This is a genomic window from Streptococcus oralis, assembly GCF_002386345.1.
Lineage (GTDB): Bacteria > Bacillota > Bacilli > Lactobacillales > Streptococcaceae > Streptococcus > Streptococcus oralis_S.
In genome coordinates, this window is the sequence record NZ_CP023507.1 from 1,520,407 (window position 1) to 1,534,666 (window position 14,260).

The following is a 14,260-nucleotide window of genomic DNA, read 5'->3' on the forward strand; positions in this document are numbered from 1 at the left end:
CAATTCAAAAAAGTCACCTCGGTCTGAGGATGGAAAAAAAGGCGTTGACAAAGAGAGACAAAAAAGGGCGGGATTCTTGTCCCGACCTCTCTACATCTGATCTTTTGCTTCTTTTAGTTTACCATAAAGAATGTAGTCTACGTTTTGCAGATCTGCTATGGTTGCACAATTAAGGGCACACATGATCAAGCACAGGTCTTCTTTCCAGCCTTGGACAATACCAATCACCTCTTCGACGGAGTAGGTTTCAATCAACTCTAGAACGGTACGTGACAGTCCTACAGCCTTGGCACCAAAAACCAAGCACTTAATCATATCCAGCGGATTCCGAACGCCTCCACTGACCAAGAGTTCGACCTTGTCTTTCCAGTCTTGGGCATTGAGAAGGGCTTGCATAGTAGACTGGCCCCATTGATTGAGGTAATCACGTTGGCCACTGCGACGGTTTTCAATGTAAGCAAAGCTAGTACCACCACGACCCGACAAGTCAACCGTTCGAACACCCAGTTCATAGGCTCTCTCGATGGTCTTCACATCCATCCCAAAGCCCACTTCCTTTAGAATAATAGGAACAGGGATCCGCTTGCTATAATCTGCCAGATGCGATTGCCAGCTTCGAAACTTTCTTTCTCCCTCGGGCATGAGTAATTCCTGCATGACATTGACATGCACTTGGAGGAGAAGAGGATTCATCGCTTCTACAGTCTGAAGACCTAACTCAACAGGCTTGTCCAATCCAATATTGGTTCCAAGGAGGAGATTTGGATGGCTAGATTTGACAGAAAAAGAGTCATCTGTTGGATCTTTGAGGGCTACACTATAAGAACCTGTCACAAATAAAATCCCACAGGCTTCTGCCACCTGAGCCAGTTTTTGATTGATTTCTTTACCTTTTTCGCTTCCACCCGTCATGGCATTGATATAAAAAGGAAAATCCCACTTTCGACCTGCAAACTCTGTAGACAAATCAATCTCATCTAGGTCATAAAGAGGCAGGGAAGAATGAATCAACTCCACCTCATCAAAGCTATTATAGGAACTTTTCTGCTCAAGGGCATAGCGGATATGCTCGTCCTTACGATTTGTCGTCATGTCCTATCCTTTCTTGGTATAAGAGCTCAATCCCCAGATTGGCCCAACGGTTTTTTAAGGTTTCAGTTGATTGCTCATCAAAACTCAAGGCAACACCACAGTCACCACCACCAGCGCCACTACTCTTGGCAACAGCCTGCAAATCTTGACTGGCTTCTTTCAACTGTCTCAGCGAAGGTGTGTATATATCTAGACTCAAGCCTTCTAAAAGCTGACTGGCTGTTTCCAGCTGCTCGATAATTTTTTCTGCATGCCCTTGCTCCAAGGCTTCTACCAAAGCAGCCACCGTTGCTTTTGAAGAAGTTAAAAAATTCTGATTGATGTTTTGCTTGATTTGCTGAACCATGTCACTAGACACAGCTACTTCCTTGGTCCATCCCACTAGGAAATCACATTCTAGGGTTGGTTGTACGTGTGAGATAGAAAAGCCCCAGTCACGCTCCAAAACCGTCGCCAAGCTTTCTTCTTCCAACCACGCAGCTATCTTCTTTCGATCAAAAGACTGGTAGAGAACCAAATCTTCTGCCACAATACAGGCAAGGTCTCCCATAGAACCATTGTCGCCTCGCTTGAGCAAGACCGCGCTTGCCAGCTTGAATAAGAGTTCCGAATCAACCGTAATATCATATAGAGGCAGTAGGGCCTTAATCACCAAGACAACGACGCTACCACTAGAACCTAGACCAAACTTTTTGCCTTCCCGTTCCATTTTTCCACGAATTTCCAAAGAAAAAGGTCTCAAGGTTTGCCCACGATAAACGAGGAAATCTTCCACTAGAGCAATCGTTTCTTGAATCAAGCTGTAGTCAGGATTTGGCGTCAAGTCCACTGCGAAATCAAACATATCTGAGTAGATACGATAGTTCTCAGAAAAAGCAATCTCAGCCTTCATATAGATGGGGATGGCCTTTATCAAGGCTAACTGCCCTGGCTCTAAAATAGCATACTCACCTGCCCAATAGAGTTTCCCGCAAGTTTTAACAGCAATCATCTTGGCTCAAATCCTTTGTTTTTGACACAATCAGGCGGTAACGTTGACCAAATATTTCAGATAGATGCTCCAAGTCTTTCTCCTGACAGAGGACCTTGACATTGGGACCGGCATCCATGGTAAAGTAACAGGCTTCACCTTGCTCACGAAGCTGGCGAACAAAGTCCATGGCTTCATAGGAAGCATCCTTTAGATAAGAAAAGGCTGGACTAGCAGTCTTGGTCGTAGCGTGCATGGCTAGGGCATTTTTCTCCGTTAATTCCCCAACCTTAGCAAAATCATTCTCTTTGAGATAAACCAGCATATCCTGATAATCCTTCTCAGACTGGCGAACCCAATCACCAAAGGTCGTCGAGGTTTCCACACAGAGTTTCATCCCATCACGGCTAGAAATTGGTTTTTTCTTGTCCTCCAGCACCAACATAATCATAGCTAGTTTCAAGTCTGTCTCTACAGGGTAGATTTCCCCACTATCCTTGTCCCAAGCACCGAGTGGTCCATAAAAACTGCGAGAGGATGAACCTGAAGCAAACTTAGCCTCCTGTGCCAACTGACTCCGATTCAAACCAAGCTGAAAATAAGCATTGCAAGCCTTGACCAAGGCGGACAAACCACTGGAACTGGAAGACAGACCCGCCGCGGTCGGCATGTTGTTTTGGGTATCGATACGGACAAAACCCTCACCTTCTGGACGGTAGCGGTCGATAATCTTGCTCATCTTGGCATGCTCCGCCTCATTTTGGAGCTGACCATTGATATAAAAGGCATCCGCCGTCGCATGGGCTGGTAGAGGCGACAAGGTCGTCTCTGTATACATATTTTCCAAAGTCAGAGAGATACTGCTAGTAGCAGGAACCATCTCTTTCTCTTTTTTCTTTCCCCAGTATTTGATAATGGCAATATTTGCGTAGGAACGTACTGTTACAGGCTTTCGATCCATGTCTGAACAGCTCCTTTCTCTTCTAATCGTTTTGCTAGTTCTTGTGCTTGATCCAGATTGGCTACCAAGGCAATGATACAACCTCCTAGGCCACCACCACTCATCTTGGCACCCAGAGCACCGTCGCTCAGAGCCGTTTCAACGAGGGAGTCTGCCTCAGGGCTGCTGACACCAATTTCTTTTAAATGTAGATGCGCTTGACTGAGGATTTGTCCCAGTCTTTCAGCATCTTTTCGTCTAATCGCATCTTCTGCCTGCTGGGTCAATTCTCCCAAGGCATGCAAAAACGGTAGGGCATCCTTCCCCATACTTTGAACCACTTGGATGGCTTCACGAGTGTGGCCATACACACCTGTATCAGCAATCACCAAATAGGCAGATAGATTCATCTCAAGCTCTGTAAATCCAAGGTTCTTGATAAAGCGAATGGGTTGGTCACTGAGACAGGTCTTGGCATCCAAACCGCTTGGATTCATATGGGCAATCATCTCAGCCCGATTGACCAAGATTTCTAGCACATCGTGAGGCAGGTCGGCTTGGTAGTAGTCAAATACCGCACGAATGGCCGCTATGCTGATAGCCGCTGACGAACCCATCCCCCGTTTTTCAGGGATAGCCGAGTCAATCACACATCGAATGCAGGCTTCTTTGATATCCAAATACTCCAGCGAGGCATAAACCGCCATGGACAAGGTATCCTCCTCATAAAGACGCCATGGACTTTCAGCAGGGACCACCTTACAGGTCACCTCCACCTCTATGAGAGGCAAGGAAATGGCAGGATAGCCGTATACAACAGCGTGCTCTCCTATTAAAATAATCTTACTATGTGCCTGACCGACACCAACTTTTTTTGTCATGTTTTCCTTTAACCAGACGAAAAGACCGTCTCATTTCATACAGTAGTATTTTCTCCTATCTATTTTATTATATTTTCACAAAAAAAGCGATTGTTTCCTTCACAATCGCCTCTTTCATTATTGAACCCATTCGCCATTATAGTTGACGTAGTAGCCATCTACAGTGGTATTCACTGCTAAAGCACCTGAGCTATAAGCATAGTACCATTTGCCATTGACTTGGAACCAACCTGTCTTCATATCTCCATTACTTGCATTGAGGTAGTACCAAGTTGAGCCGTCTTGAAGCCAGCCGGTTGCCATAGTTCCTGATGAACGGAGATAGTACCACTTGTTACCAACATAAGCCCAACCTGTCTTCATATCACCATTTTGAGCATCTAGATAATACCAAGATGAGCCTACCTGATACCAGCCAGTCGCCATTGCTCCTGATGAACGAAGGTAGTACCACTTATTGCCAAGTTGCTGCCAACCAGTTTGCATGATGCCAGTTGTTGGATCTAAGTAGTACCAAGCTGAACCATCGTTTATCCAACCTGCACGTCTTTCACCACCAATATAGTTTTCTCCATTAATTTCCGTTTTAGCTAAATAATACCAATTAGACTGGTCATAAAGCCAACCTGTCTCTAAAGAATGATCTTGATTAAAGTAATAGTTCGTGTAAAAACTCTTCTCTTCTTTATCTTCTGGGTTTGTACGTTTTTCCCCATACTTTCTTCCAACACTGTCTTTAGTTTTAACCTCTAATGCTTTCCAACCAACAAACTCTTGTAGCACTCCATTTTTGTCAAAGTAGTACCATTCTGGCATTGGGGAACCTTCTAATCTGATACCATTTGGGTAAGGACCAATTGTATATCCTTTAACTGGCATTGGAATATATTGCCAACCAACAACCATTTCACCATTATAATCAAAATAATAGGTCTTGCCATCAATCACTCGCCAGTCCGTTTCTTTGATGTCACCCTTCTTGTAGTAGGTTCTACCATTTTCTTGGACAAATTGCCAGCCTTCTGAATCAACATCATCCGCAAAGACGGTGCTTGTCGCTAACAAAGCAAAGAAAAAGACTGTCAGTCCAACTTGCATCATTATTTTAAATTTTTTCATTAGATCTTTCCTCCATAACTGATTGTAGCAAAGACTTTATTGTATGTCAATATATAGAAACTTCTCAAAAAAAGCAGTTACACAACTGCAACTGCTTTTCTATTCTTGCATGGTGTAACCAACACCACGCACGGTTTTAATGTAGCTTTTTTGACCTTTTACATCAAGCTTGCTACGTAGATAACGGATATAAACATCCACGATATTGGTTTCTGTCGCACTTTCGTACTTCCAAACACTTTCCAACAACTGCTCACGAGTCAAGACCTTCTTGCTTCCCATGAGAGTGGCCAAAAGGTCATACTCACGGCGCGTCAGAGCAATCATCTCCTCGCCACGATAAACGGTATGATGTTCTACATCCATACGCAAATTGCGGTAAGACGTTGGGACCTTCATCTGACTACAATGTTGGTCGATAAAGTCCCGACCTCGGAAAATCGCTGAAATACGAGCCACCAGCTGATCAATAATCACTGGCTTATAGATGTAAGAAACGGCGAAGCGCTGGATTGTCTCAATCTGGTCTTGCAATTCTTCGCGATGGTCCAAGACCATGATCACTGAGGCAGGTTTTGTCCGACTCAGCCTCTCTGCAAAATCCTGGGCCGTCATATCCCCCAGACGAGCATTCAGTAAAATCAAGTCATAATCTGTCTGGAGAGCCATGGAGAGGGCTTTTTGCCCCTCCTCGACCAGATCAACACGGTATTGCTCTTTTTGGAGTTCCAGACTGAGAAAATGAGCGAGATTTCGTTCTTTCTCAAGTAATAAAATCCGTTTCCCCATGGCAGACCTACTTATTTTTCGTCATACCAAGAGTAGTGGAATGTTCCTTCTTTGTCTTTACGTTGGTAAGTGTGGGCACCAAAGTAGTCACGTTGCGCTTGGATCAAGTTAGCAGGAAGGTCAGCTGAACGGTAGCTATCAAAGTAAGTAATAGCTGCTGAGAAGGTTGGCACTGGTACACCAGCTTGAACAGCAAGAGCTACGATATCACGCACTGCTTGTTGGTACTTGGCAGTGACATCCAAGAAGTATTCATCCAAGAGAAGGTTTGCAAGGTCTGCATCACGGTTGTAGGCATCTGTGATCTTTTGCAAGAAACGAGAACGGATGATACAGCCATCACGCCAGATAGATGCGATGTCCGCAAATGGCAAGTTCCAGTTATTTTCTTTAGAAGCCACATGCAATTGAGCAAAACCTTGTGCGTATGAGATGATTTTTGAGAAGTAAAGGGCTTGACGGATCTTTTCAATCAACTCAGCCTTGTCACCTTCAAATTTGAAAGTAGCTGGTTTTGGAAGCACCTTGCTAGCATGTACACGCTCTTCTTTGTATGTAGAGATGTAACGCGCAAATACTGACTCAGTGATGAGTGACAATGGCACACCAAGGTCAAGAGCTGATTGGCTAGTCCATTTACCAGTTCCCTTGTTGCCTGCAGCATCAAGGATATAGTCTACGATTGGTCCATCTTGACCTTCATCATCTTTACGGCTCAAGATATCAGCTGTGATTTCGATCAAGTAGCTGTCCAACTCGCCCTTGTTCCACTCAGTAAAAATTTCTGCCATGTCTTCTGCAGAAAGGCCAAGCAAGTGTTGCATGAGGTCGTAGCTTTCTGCGATCAATTGCATGTCACCATACTCGATACCGTTGTGGACCATTTTCACATAGTGACCAGCTCCATCAGGACCGATGTAAGTCACACATGGTTTTCCATCTTCTGGTGCTTTAGCTGAGATTTCTTCGAGAACATCCGCAACCAATTCGTAGGCTTCTTTTTGTCCACCAGGCATGATAGACGGACCTTCAAGGGCACCTTTTTCACCACCAGAAACCCCCGTACCGATAAAGTTGATGCCTGAGTTTGCCAATTCTTCATTACGGCGGATGGTATCTTTGTAGAAAGTGTTTCCTCCGTCAATCAAGATATCTCCCTTGTCAAGGTGGGGAAGAAGGGCTTGGATAGTTGCGTCTGTACCAGGTCCAGCTTGAACCATCAGCATGATACGACGAGGTTTTTCGATTGAGTTTACAAAGCTTTCCACGTCATAGCTTGGCACAAAGTTCTTTTCAGGATGGCAAGCAATTACGTCTTCTGTTTTTTCTTTACTACGGTTGTAAATGGCAACTGTATAACCACGAGATTCGATATTTAGGGCAAGGTTACGACCCATTACGGCCATACCAACGACACCAAAGTTAGCTTTTGTCATGTGACACTCCTCTTGTTTAATATGTTTTATTTTATCATTTTTACCTATGAAAGGAAAGAATTTTGTAACGGAGTCCTAGTAGTCCAAGTCATCTGCATGACCAGAACCATTCCCTACAAAGTAACCTGTCTTACAGTTGAGGGTGAAGAGATAGGTTCCATCTGGTTTATAGAGGTTGTAATAACCATTTCCGTTTACGATATTGACACGTTCTAGGATATATTGATTTCCAGTGATATAGCCACGAGCACGTGATGTTGCTAGGACTTGTTCCAATACACCATCCGTAAAGGTCCAAGCAGGGTTATTGCTATCATCTACAGCTGATTGGTTGTAAGGTACACGACTAGCACTTCTTTGAAGATTAACCCCATCGCCAGACAAACCACCATTTGTGTCTCTAGCTGGTGCCGTAGTGCTGGTTGAAGGTGTCGTACTGCTTGCATTGCTTTCTGTAGCTGAACTTGAGCTTGCTTGACTCGTGCTAGAGCTCGAACTTGAGCTGGAAGCACTGGTTTGTTGACTCTTGCCAAGACTAATGGCCTTATCCAAGAGTTTGTCTAGTTCTGTGTTCCCTGTCTTGATTTCTGTAAATTTAGCATCCGCTTTGGCTTTCGCATTGGTATCCAAGACACCGTCAGTGATTGCTGGGCTTTCAAAGAGGGCATTAACATCTTGAATGGCCTTAATTTGAGTTGCTAGACTATCATATCTTGACTTAGCTAGTGTATAATCACGGCTACCTTCTAACTTATCTAGCAAGGTTTTCAGTTGGCTCAATTTATCAAACTGGCTGTTTTTCAGAGCAGTCTTATTAGCATCTGTATAGAAAGTATCATAGAGATCATTGAAGTCTTTCAAAGCTGTTTGTGTCCCTTGATCATCCGAAGAGGCTGCTTGAGAAGACTGGATTTCTTGGTTTGAACGAGATACTTGGCGGTAGACATAATATGTTCCAGCAAGCACAAGGATTGCAGCTACTACCGAAGCAATGATGATGACAGCTTTCTTCTTAGAGCCTGTTTCAGGTTCTGTTTGAGCCGAACGTGATAGAGGTGTATAATTCTCCTCTTCTTGTTCCTCATTTATTTGCTTGGGCTCTGTTTCTGTTAAAACGATAGGCTCTATTTCAGCATTTTCTTCATCTTGAAGGGGTGGGACAAACTGAGTAGTCTCTTCATTTTCTATCTCTTCAATAGATTCCTCAGAAACCAGCTCTGAATCGTCTACCTGATCAGAAGGTTCACTTGATTCACGAACTTCTTGGACCATTTCCTCTAGGTTTTGAGTAGAAGCTAGCTCTTCTTTTTTAAACTGACGAGTTTCAAACTTGTCAGCTTCGATTTCTTCACGGTGCTGTTTGATGTATTTGTCTAAGATACTGTCCTCAGGCAATACTCCTGCTTCAACCTCTTCATTCTTACGAATGACTTGACCAACAGTCAAGTCTTTTGCTTCGTCAAAGTCGAATTGTGGTTCTTGATGTCCTTTTTTATGACGATCACGTCTTTTCTTACTCATGAGTTCACCTTTCTATTTTACCTCTTGGCGTTTCACACGCTGACCAAAGTATTGATACAAATCCACTTTTAAGGTCCCGTTATACAGTTTTCGCTTTTTATCAGCTGGACTTCCGTACTTGCTTTCAAAAGCTTCGTCACTCGTCAGGATAAACTTACTCCACGTTTTCAGTGGTGCAAAGACTTGTCCCATCTCAGCATAGAGTTTGGTAACTCCTGCATCATCAGACAAGCGTTCCCCATATGGTGGATTGGAAATGACAACGCCATTAATCTTGTCTGTGCGCAAGTCCTGTACCCGCATTTGCTTAAAGGTGATATCACCTGCGACACCTGCTGCTTGAGCATTTGCTTTGGCAATTTCCACCATGCGAGCATCTATATCACAGCCCATAATATCCAGCTCGAATTCACGATCAATTTTCTTAGCCGCCTCTGTGCGAACTTCCTGTATTAACCGATCGCTGACCCAGTTCCATTCCTCAAAAGCAAAGGAACGGCGAAGGCCAGGAGCCATCTTTCTGGCAATCATAGCCGCCTCGATACAGAAAGTTCCTGAACCACAAGTCGGATCAATCAAGGGCTTGTCTGGATACCAGTTAGAGAGTTGTAAAATGGCCGCTGCCATATTTTCCTTGATCGGCGCTCCACCCTTTTCCGTACGATAACCACGTTTAAAAAGGCTAGAACCTGTCGTGTCAATCATGACAGTTGCCACATCTTTCAGGATAGATACCTCAATCTTAAACTCGGGACCAGTCTCCATCAAGGGAACTCCTTCTGGACGGGCATAGTGTTTTTGTAATTTCTTCACAACAGCCTTCTTAGAAATAGCCTGAACACTGGGTTCGTTGTGGAGTTTAGACTTCACACATTTTGCCTTTGATATCGGGAAACGTGCTCCTAGCGGGAGATAGTTTTCCCAATCTAGAGCAAAAACACCTTGAAAAAGCTCTTCAAAAGTCTTAGCCGGAAAACTTCCGACTACAATCTTGATGCGATCCGCTGCACGAAGCCAAAGATTGGTCTCGATGATTGCCTTCACATCTCCTTGGAAGCGGACACGCCCATTTTCAACCTGGCAATCATAACCAAGATCTCGCACCTCACGTCCAACGACAGCCTCAAGGCCCGCAGCAGCAGTTGCGATTAAATTAAATTGTTCTTTCATTTCTAGTCTTGCAAGACCTTTCTCTTGTTCACTTTAAAAAATGAGGTTGAGAAAGATTTCTCAGCCCCAACCTATATGCAATTTTCTATAAGCCATGTTTTGTTCCAGAAGTGACTAGGACCACTTCCTTCGATAATCATCTGTCTACCGCTAACAGCATAAAGCTGCTAGCAGTCAGAGTACTACGTTCGTTTCCGTGCACTCCATGCCCCGACCAAAATTTGGGTTGCTAGCTTGAGGGGTTTACCGCGTTCCACTCTCTCTGTTTCCAGAAAGACTCCGTCACTGTGGCACTTTCAAGCCTATTCTGACCTATCCGAAGACTTAGCCATTTCGACTGCCGTAACGATTTCTCGTCCCTAGGCTTATGGATTCGCCTAGCACAAACACTACAGGCATCACAGCCTGTGCTAGCATGGACTTTCCTCATGAAAAGAGAACCTCTTCACGCGATTATCCAAAAATTGCACTCATTCCTTAGTCAATTATAAATCTTGGTTGTCTAAGATTTGCTTACCAAATACTTCTTTTTCGAGACGATTTAAGCGTTTCAAAATATCAAAGTTTGTCATTGAAGTAGAAGCTGTTACTTCAATAGAGTCTGGTTGAGTTGGAGCTACCTGTGGTTTATGAGATAATTCTTCCTTCAAATCAGCAATCTCTTGACGAAGGGATTTGACCAAAGCTGCGTAGGTTTCATAGTCCTTAATCACATCGTCTAGGAATTCATCTACCTCTGCTTTGCTGTATCCACGTACTTCACGTCCAAATTCTTGTTCAAAAATATCTTTCGCTGAAAATATAATACTTGCCATGTCTCTCTCCATTCTGGGTTACTAGTATTATTATATAAAAAAAGACAAGTAAAAATCAAGGTCAAAGGCTTACTTTTCAGAAAAATTTTCTACTATTTCATTCAAGTCCTCAAATGTTAATCTTCTTGTAACATAGTCCGCTTGATTTTTCATCATTTGGTAAAAATATCGTAACTTGGTTTCGTTTTCTTCGTCGTAAAAAAGGTAACAAGTATCTGTATTTTCCAGCAGAAATTTCTGATAATCGCGTAATTGTCCCTTGTGCTCATATTGTGGATAGGCGTATTTGACAAAATCAACTTGCTTGAACTCACTCAATTTCGCTTGATTTGCTTCATTCCAATTACTGCCATGGGTTTCAAAATCAAAAATGGTCGCCAGCTGAAATCCATAGTCTGCTTTCATGTCTTTCGCTACCTGAAGCGCCCAGTACTCAAAGCCCAAAGTCCCTGTAAAGACAAGCCAGGTCACCCCATCCTCTGCTAGACGTTCCAGGTCTCTCCGAATGGCTGTTTTGATAATATCAACGCGAATATCCTTGTCATTAAAGAGACCAAGGTCGAAGGCTGAATAGCCTAAAATCAAGGCTGATGTCATTTTTAACCCTTTCTTTGTAAATTTATGATATAATAGAGTGATGTTATTGTACCAATAAGGAGAATTATGGTCAACTATCCACATAAAATTTCATCTCAAAAGAGACAAGCACCCCTGTCACAAACTAAAAATTTCGCAAATCGGGGAATGTCTTTTGAAAAGATGATCAATGCTACGAACGACTACTATTTGTCGCATGGGTTAGCTGTTATTCACAAGAAACCGACTCCCATCCAAATCGTACGTGTCGACTATCCCCAACGAAGTCGAGCCAAGATCGTTGAAGCCTACTTTAGACAAGCCTCAACTACTGACTATTCAGGGGTTTATGATGGATACTACATCGACTTTGAAGCAAAGGAAACCAGGCAAAAACATGCGATACCGATGAAGAATTTTCATCTCCATCAGATCCAGCATATGGAACAAGTCCTTGCCCAGCAAGGAATCTGCTTTGTACTCCTTCACTTTTCTTCTCAGCAAGAAACCTACTTATTACCGGCTATTGATCTCATCCGTTTCTATCATCAAGATAAGGGACAGAAGTCAATGCCACTTGGATATATTCGAGAAAATGGATATAGGATTGAGCCTGGGGCCTTTCCTCAAATTCCCTACCTCGACGTTATCAAAGAACATTTACTAGGTGGTAAAACAAGATGAACAAACAAACTTTTCTGCGAATAGCTAAGTATGTCAGCATCAGTCTCTTAACTGTATTTATCGCAGCTGTAATGCTTGGTGGAGGTCTCTTCCTCTACTATGTTAGCAAGGCTCCAGAACTTTCTGAAAGTAAACTAGTCGCTACAACGTCAAGTAAGATCTATGATAGCAATGATGAACTTATCGCTGATCTTGGATCGGAACGTCGGGTCAATGCCCAAGCAAACGAAATACCGACAGATTTGGTCAACGCTATTGTTTCGATTGAGGACCATCGCTTCTTTAATCACCGAGGAATCGACACGATCCGTATCCTAGGTGCTACCCTACGAAACCTTCGTGGTGGTGGAGGTCTGCAAGGAGCTTCCACCTTGACACAGCAGTTGATCAAGTTAACCTATTTCTCTACGTCAACTTCTGATCAAACTCTTTCTCGTAAGGCTCAGGAAGCTTGGTTAGCCGTTCAGTTAGAACAAAAAGCGACTAAACAAGAGATCTTGACCTACTACATCAACAAGGTTTACATGTCAAACGGTAATTACGGAATGCAGACAGCTGCCCAAAGTTACTATGGCAAGGATCTCAAAGATCTAAGTATTCCTCAACTGGCTCTCCTTGCTGGTATGCCTCAGGCTCCAAACCAGTATGATCCATACTCGCATCCAGAAGCTGCTCAAGAACGTCGTAATCTCGTCCTCTCTGAGATGAAGGGGCAAGGTTACATTTCAGCTGAGCAATATGAAAAAGCGATTAATACTCCGATTACAGATGGACTTCAAAGTCTAAAATCGGCTAATAGTTATCCTCCATACATGGACAACTATCTCAAAGAGGTAATCGATCAAGTCGAACAAGAAACAGGCTACAACCTCTTAACGACTGGTATGGATGTCTACACCAACGTTGATCCTAAAGTTCAACAACATCTCTGGGATATCTACAATACCGACGAGTATGTCAACTATCCAGATGATGAAATGCAAGTAGCTTCAACGATTGTGGATGTGACAAATGGGAAAGTCATTGCTCAGTTAGGTTCTCGTCACCAATCAAGCAATGTCTCCTTCGGAATCAACCAAGCTGTTGAAACCAACCGTGACTGGGGTTCTACCATGAAGCCAATCACAGACTATGCTCCTGCCTTGGAGTATGACATCTACGACTCAACTGCTTCGATTGTACATGATGTTCCTTATAACTATCCTGGAACAGATACCCCTGTTTACAACTGGGATAGAAGTTATTTTGGAAATATTACCATCCAATATGCGCTCCAACAATCACGGAACGTTACAGCTGTAGAAACCTTGAACAAAGTCGGTTTGGATAGAGCCAAGACCTTCCTAAATGGAATCGGCATTGACTATCCAGATATGCACTATGCCAACGCGATTTCAAGTAATACGACTGAGTCAAACAAAAAGTATGGAGCAAGTAGTGAGAAAATGGCTGCTGCTTACGCTGCTTTTGCTAACGGTGGTATCTACCATAAACCAATGTATATCAACAAAATCGTCTTTAGCGATGGTAGCTCAAAAGAATACGCTGATCCTGGTACTCGTGCCATGAAAGAGACGACCGCCTATATGATGACAGAAATGATGAAGACTGTCTTGGCATACGGAACTGGTCGTGGTGCTTATCTCCCTTGGCTACCTCAAGCTGGTAAGACTGGTACATCAAACTATACAGATGATGAAATTGAAAACTACATCAAAAATACTGGTTATGTAGCTCCAGACGAAATGTTTGTTGGTTATACTCGCAAATATTCAATGGCTGTGTGGACAGGTTACTCAAACCGCCTTACTCCTATCGTTGGTGATGGCTTCTATGTTGCAGCTAAGGTTTACCGTTCAATGATGACTTATCTGTCTGAGGATAACAACCCTGGCGACTGGACTATGCCAGAAGGCCTCTATCGAAGTGGTGAGTTCGTCTTTAAAAACGGTGCTCGTTCTGCATGGACTGCCCCTGCTCCGCAACAGGCCCCAACACCTGAAAGTTCGAGCTCGACATCAGAAAGTTCAACTACACAGTCAAGCTCAACTACTCCAAGTACGAATAATAGTGCAAACAATAATACCAATAACCAGCAACCAAATACAACGCCTGGTCAACAAAACCAGAACCAAAATCAGAATCCTCAACCAGCACAACCATAAAATCTATTCAACCCTCTTTTGAACCTCACTCCAAAAGTTAAATTTTTCTACCTTTTGGGATGAGGTTTAAATCTAAACTTATTTAATATAACAACAGAGTAA

13 protein-coding genes and 1 other RNA gene are annotated in these 14,260 nt (G+C 43.3%); 2 read left to right on the forward strand and 12 right to left on the reverse strand.

What is annotated here, in order from left to right:
* Positions 1-90: 90 nt before the first annotated feature.
* The 12 genes from fni to CO686_RS07600 form a co-directional block, all read right to left on the reverse strand.
* Positions 91-1,092 (reverse strand): type 2 isopentenyl-diphosphate Delta-isomerase, encoded by a 1,002-nt coding sequence (gene fni / locus CO686_RS07545; RefSeq protein ID WP_000210653.1) that lies wholly within the window; start codon positions 1,090-1,092, stop codon positions 91-93.
* Complete coding sequence (locus CO686_RS07550; protein WP_000562391.1) at positions 1,076-2,083, reverse strand: phosphomevalonate kinase; 1,008 nt, start codon at positions 2,081-2,083, stop codon at positions 1,076-1,078. Before CO686_RS07550 ends, fni begins: the two co-directional genes overlap by 17 nt.
* Complete coding sequence (gene mvaD, locus CO686_RS07555) at positions 2,070-3,023, reverse strand: diphosphomevalonate decarboxylase (RefSeq protein WP_096753683.1); 954 nt, start codon at positions 3,021-3,023, stop codon at positions 2,070-2,072. The genes CO686_RS07550 and mvaD overlap by 14 nt, the downstream gene beginning before the upstream one ends.
* On the reverse strand, positions 3,005-3,883 hold the full coding sequence (gene mvk, locus CO686_RS07560; RefSeq protein ID WP_000163295.1) for a mevalonate kinase: 879 nt from the start codon (positions 3,881-3,883) through the stop codon (positions 3,005-3,007). Before mvk ends, mvaD begins: the two co-directional genes overlap by 19 nt.
* 117 nt (positions 3,884-4,000) lie before the next feature.
* Complete coding sequence (gene cbpJ / locus CO686_RS07565; protein WP_096753684.1) at positions 4,001-5,002, reverse strand: choline-binding protein CbpJ; 1,002 nt, start codon at positions 5,000-5,002, stop codon at positions 4,001-4,003.
* Positions 5,003-5,101: 99 nt separating this feature from the next.
* A complete protein-coding gene (locus CO686_RS07570; RefSeq protein ID WP_000518005.1) occupies positions 5,102-5,791 on the reverse strand; it encodes a response regulator transcription factor in 690 nt (229 codons plus the stop codon).
* An 11-nt stretch (positions 5,792-5,802) separates the two neighbouring features.
* On the reverse strand, positions 5,803-7,227 hold the full coding sequence (gene gnd, locus CO686_RS07575; protein ID WP_000158773.1) for an NADP-dependent phosphogluconate dehydrogenase: 1,425 nt from the start codon (positions 7,225-7,227) through the stop codon (positions 5,803-5,805).
* A 75-nt stretch (positions 7,228-7,302) separates the two neighbouring features.
* Positions 7,303-8,748 (reverse strand): cell division site-positioning protein MapZ, encoded by a 1,446-nt coding sequence (gene mapZ, locus CO686_RS07580; RefSeq protein ID WP_096753685.1) that lies wholly within the window; start codon positions 8,746-8,748, stop codon positions 7,303-7,305.
* A gap of 12 nt (positions 8,749-8,760) precedes the next feature.
* Entirely contained in the window at positions 8,761-9,918 is a 1,158-nt protein-coding gene (locus CO686_RS07585) for a THUMP domain-containing class I SAM-dependent RNA methyltransferase (RefSeq protein ID WP_096753686.1), read from the reverse strand.
* An 83-nt stretch (positions 9,919-10,001) separates the two neighbouring features.
* Positions 10,002-10,383, reverse strand: an RNA gene (gene rnpB, locus CO686_RS07590) — RNase P RNA component class B.
* Between the two features lie 20 nt (positions 10,384-10,403).
* A complete protein-coding gene (gene gpsB, locus CO686_RS07595) occupies positions 10,404-10,733 on the reverse strand; it encodes a cell division regulator GpsB (protein WP_000146523.1) in 330 nt (109 codons plus the stop codon).
* A gap of 69 nt (positions 10,734-10,802) precedes the next feature.
* Positions 10,803-11,330, reverse strand: a complete 528-nt coding sequence (locus tag CO686_RS07600; RefSeq protein WP_000199581.1) for an SLOG family protein — start codon at positions 11,328-11,330, stop codon at positions 10,803-10,805.
* Between the two features lie 66 nt (positions 11,331-11,396).
* On the opposite strand from CO686_RS07600, the gene recU reads away from it, so the two are divergent.
* Together recU and pbp1a are read left to right on the forward strand one after the other, a co-directional pair.
* Positions 11,397-11,993: a Holliday junction resolvase RecU gene (gene recU / locus CO686_RS07605; protein ID WP_000248757.1), complete on the forward strand. Its 597-nt coding sequence runs from the start codon at positions 11,397-11,399 to the stop codon at positions 11,991-11,993.
* A complete protein-coding gene (gene pbp1a, locus CO686_RS07610) occupies positions 11,990-14,158 on the forward strand; it encodes a penicillin-binding protein PBP1A (RefSeq protein WP_084917713.1) in 2,169 nt (722 codons plus the stop codon). The genes recU and pbp1a overlap by 4 nt, the downstream gene beginning before the upstream one ends.
* The last annotated feature ends 102 nt before the right edge of the window (positions 14,159-14,260 follow it).

Bases quoted from the DNA above. Each gene is read 5' to 3' on its own strand.
- fni (WP_000210653.1), bottom strand. From the start codon at position 1,092: ATGACGACAAATCGTAAGGACGAGCATATCCGCTATGCCCTTGAGCAG.
- CO686_RS07550 (WP_000562391.1), bottom strand. From the start codon at position 2,083: ATGATTGCTGTTAAAACTTGCGGGAAACTCTATTGGGCAGGTGAGTAT.
- mvaD (WP_096753683.1), bottom strand. From the start codon at position 3,023: ATGGATCGAAAGCCTGTAACAGTACGTTCCTACGCAAATATTGCCATT.
- mvk (WP_000163295.1), bottom strand. From the start codon at position 3,883: ATGACAAAAAAAGTTGGTGTCGGTCAGGCACATAGTAAGATTATTTTA.
- cbpJ (WP_096753684.1), bottom strand. From the start codon at position 5,002: ATGAAAAAATTTAAAATAATGATGCAAGTTGGACTGACAGTCTTTTTC.
- CO686_RS07570 (WP_000518005.1), bottom strand. From the start codon at position 5,791: ATGGGGAAACGGATTTTATTACTTGAGAAAGAACGAAATCTCGCTCAT.
- gnd (WP_000158773.1), bottom strand. From the start codon at position 7,227: ATGACAAAAGCTAACTTTGGTGTCGTTGGTATGGCCGTAATGGGTCGT.
- mapZ (WP_096753685.1), bottom strand. From the start codon at position 8,748: ATGAGTAAGAAAAGACGTGATCGTCATAAAAAAGGACATCAAGAACCA.
- CO686_RS07585 (WP_096753686.1), bottom strand. From the start codon at position 9,918: ATGAAAGAACAATTTAATTTAATCGCAACTGCTGCTGCGGGCCTTGAG.
- gpsB (WP_000146523.1), bottom strand. From the start codon at position 10,733: ATGGCAAGTATTATATTTTCAGCGAAAGATATTTTTGAACAAGAATTT.
- CO686_RS07600 (WP_000199581.1), bottom strand. From the start codon at position 11,330: ATGACATCAGCCTTGATTTTAGGCTATTCAGCCTTCGACCTTGGTCTC.
- recU (WP_000248757.1), top strand. From the start codon at position 11,397: ATGGTCAACTATCCACATAAAATTTCATCTCAAAAGAGACAAGCACCC.
- pbp1a (WP_084917713.1), top strand. From the start codon at position 11,990: ATGAACAAACAAACTTTTCTGCGAATAGCTAAGTATGTCAGCATCAGT.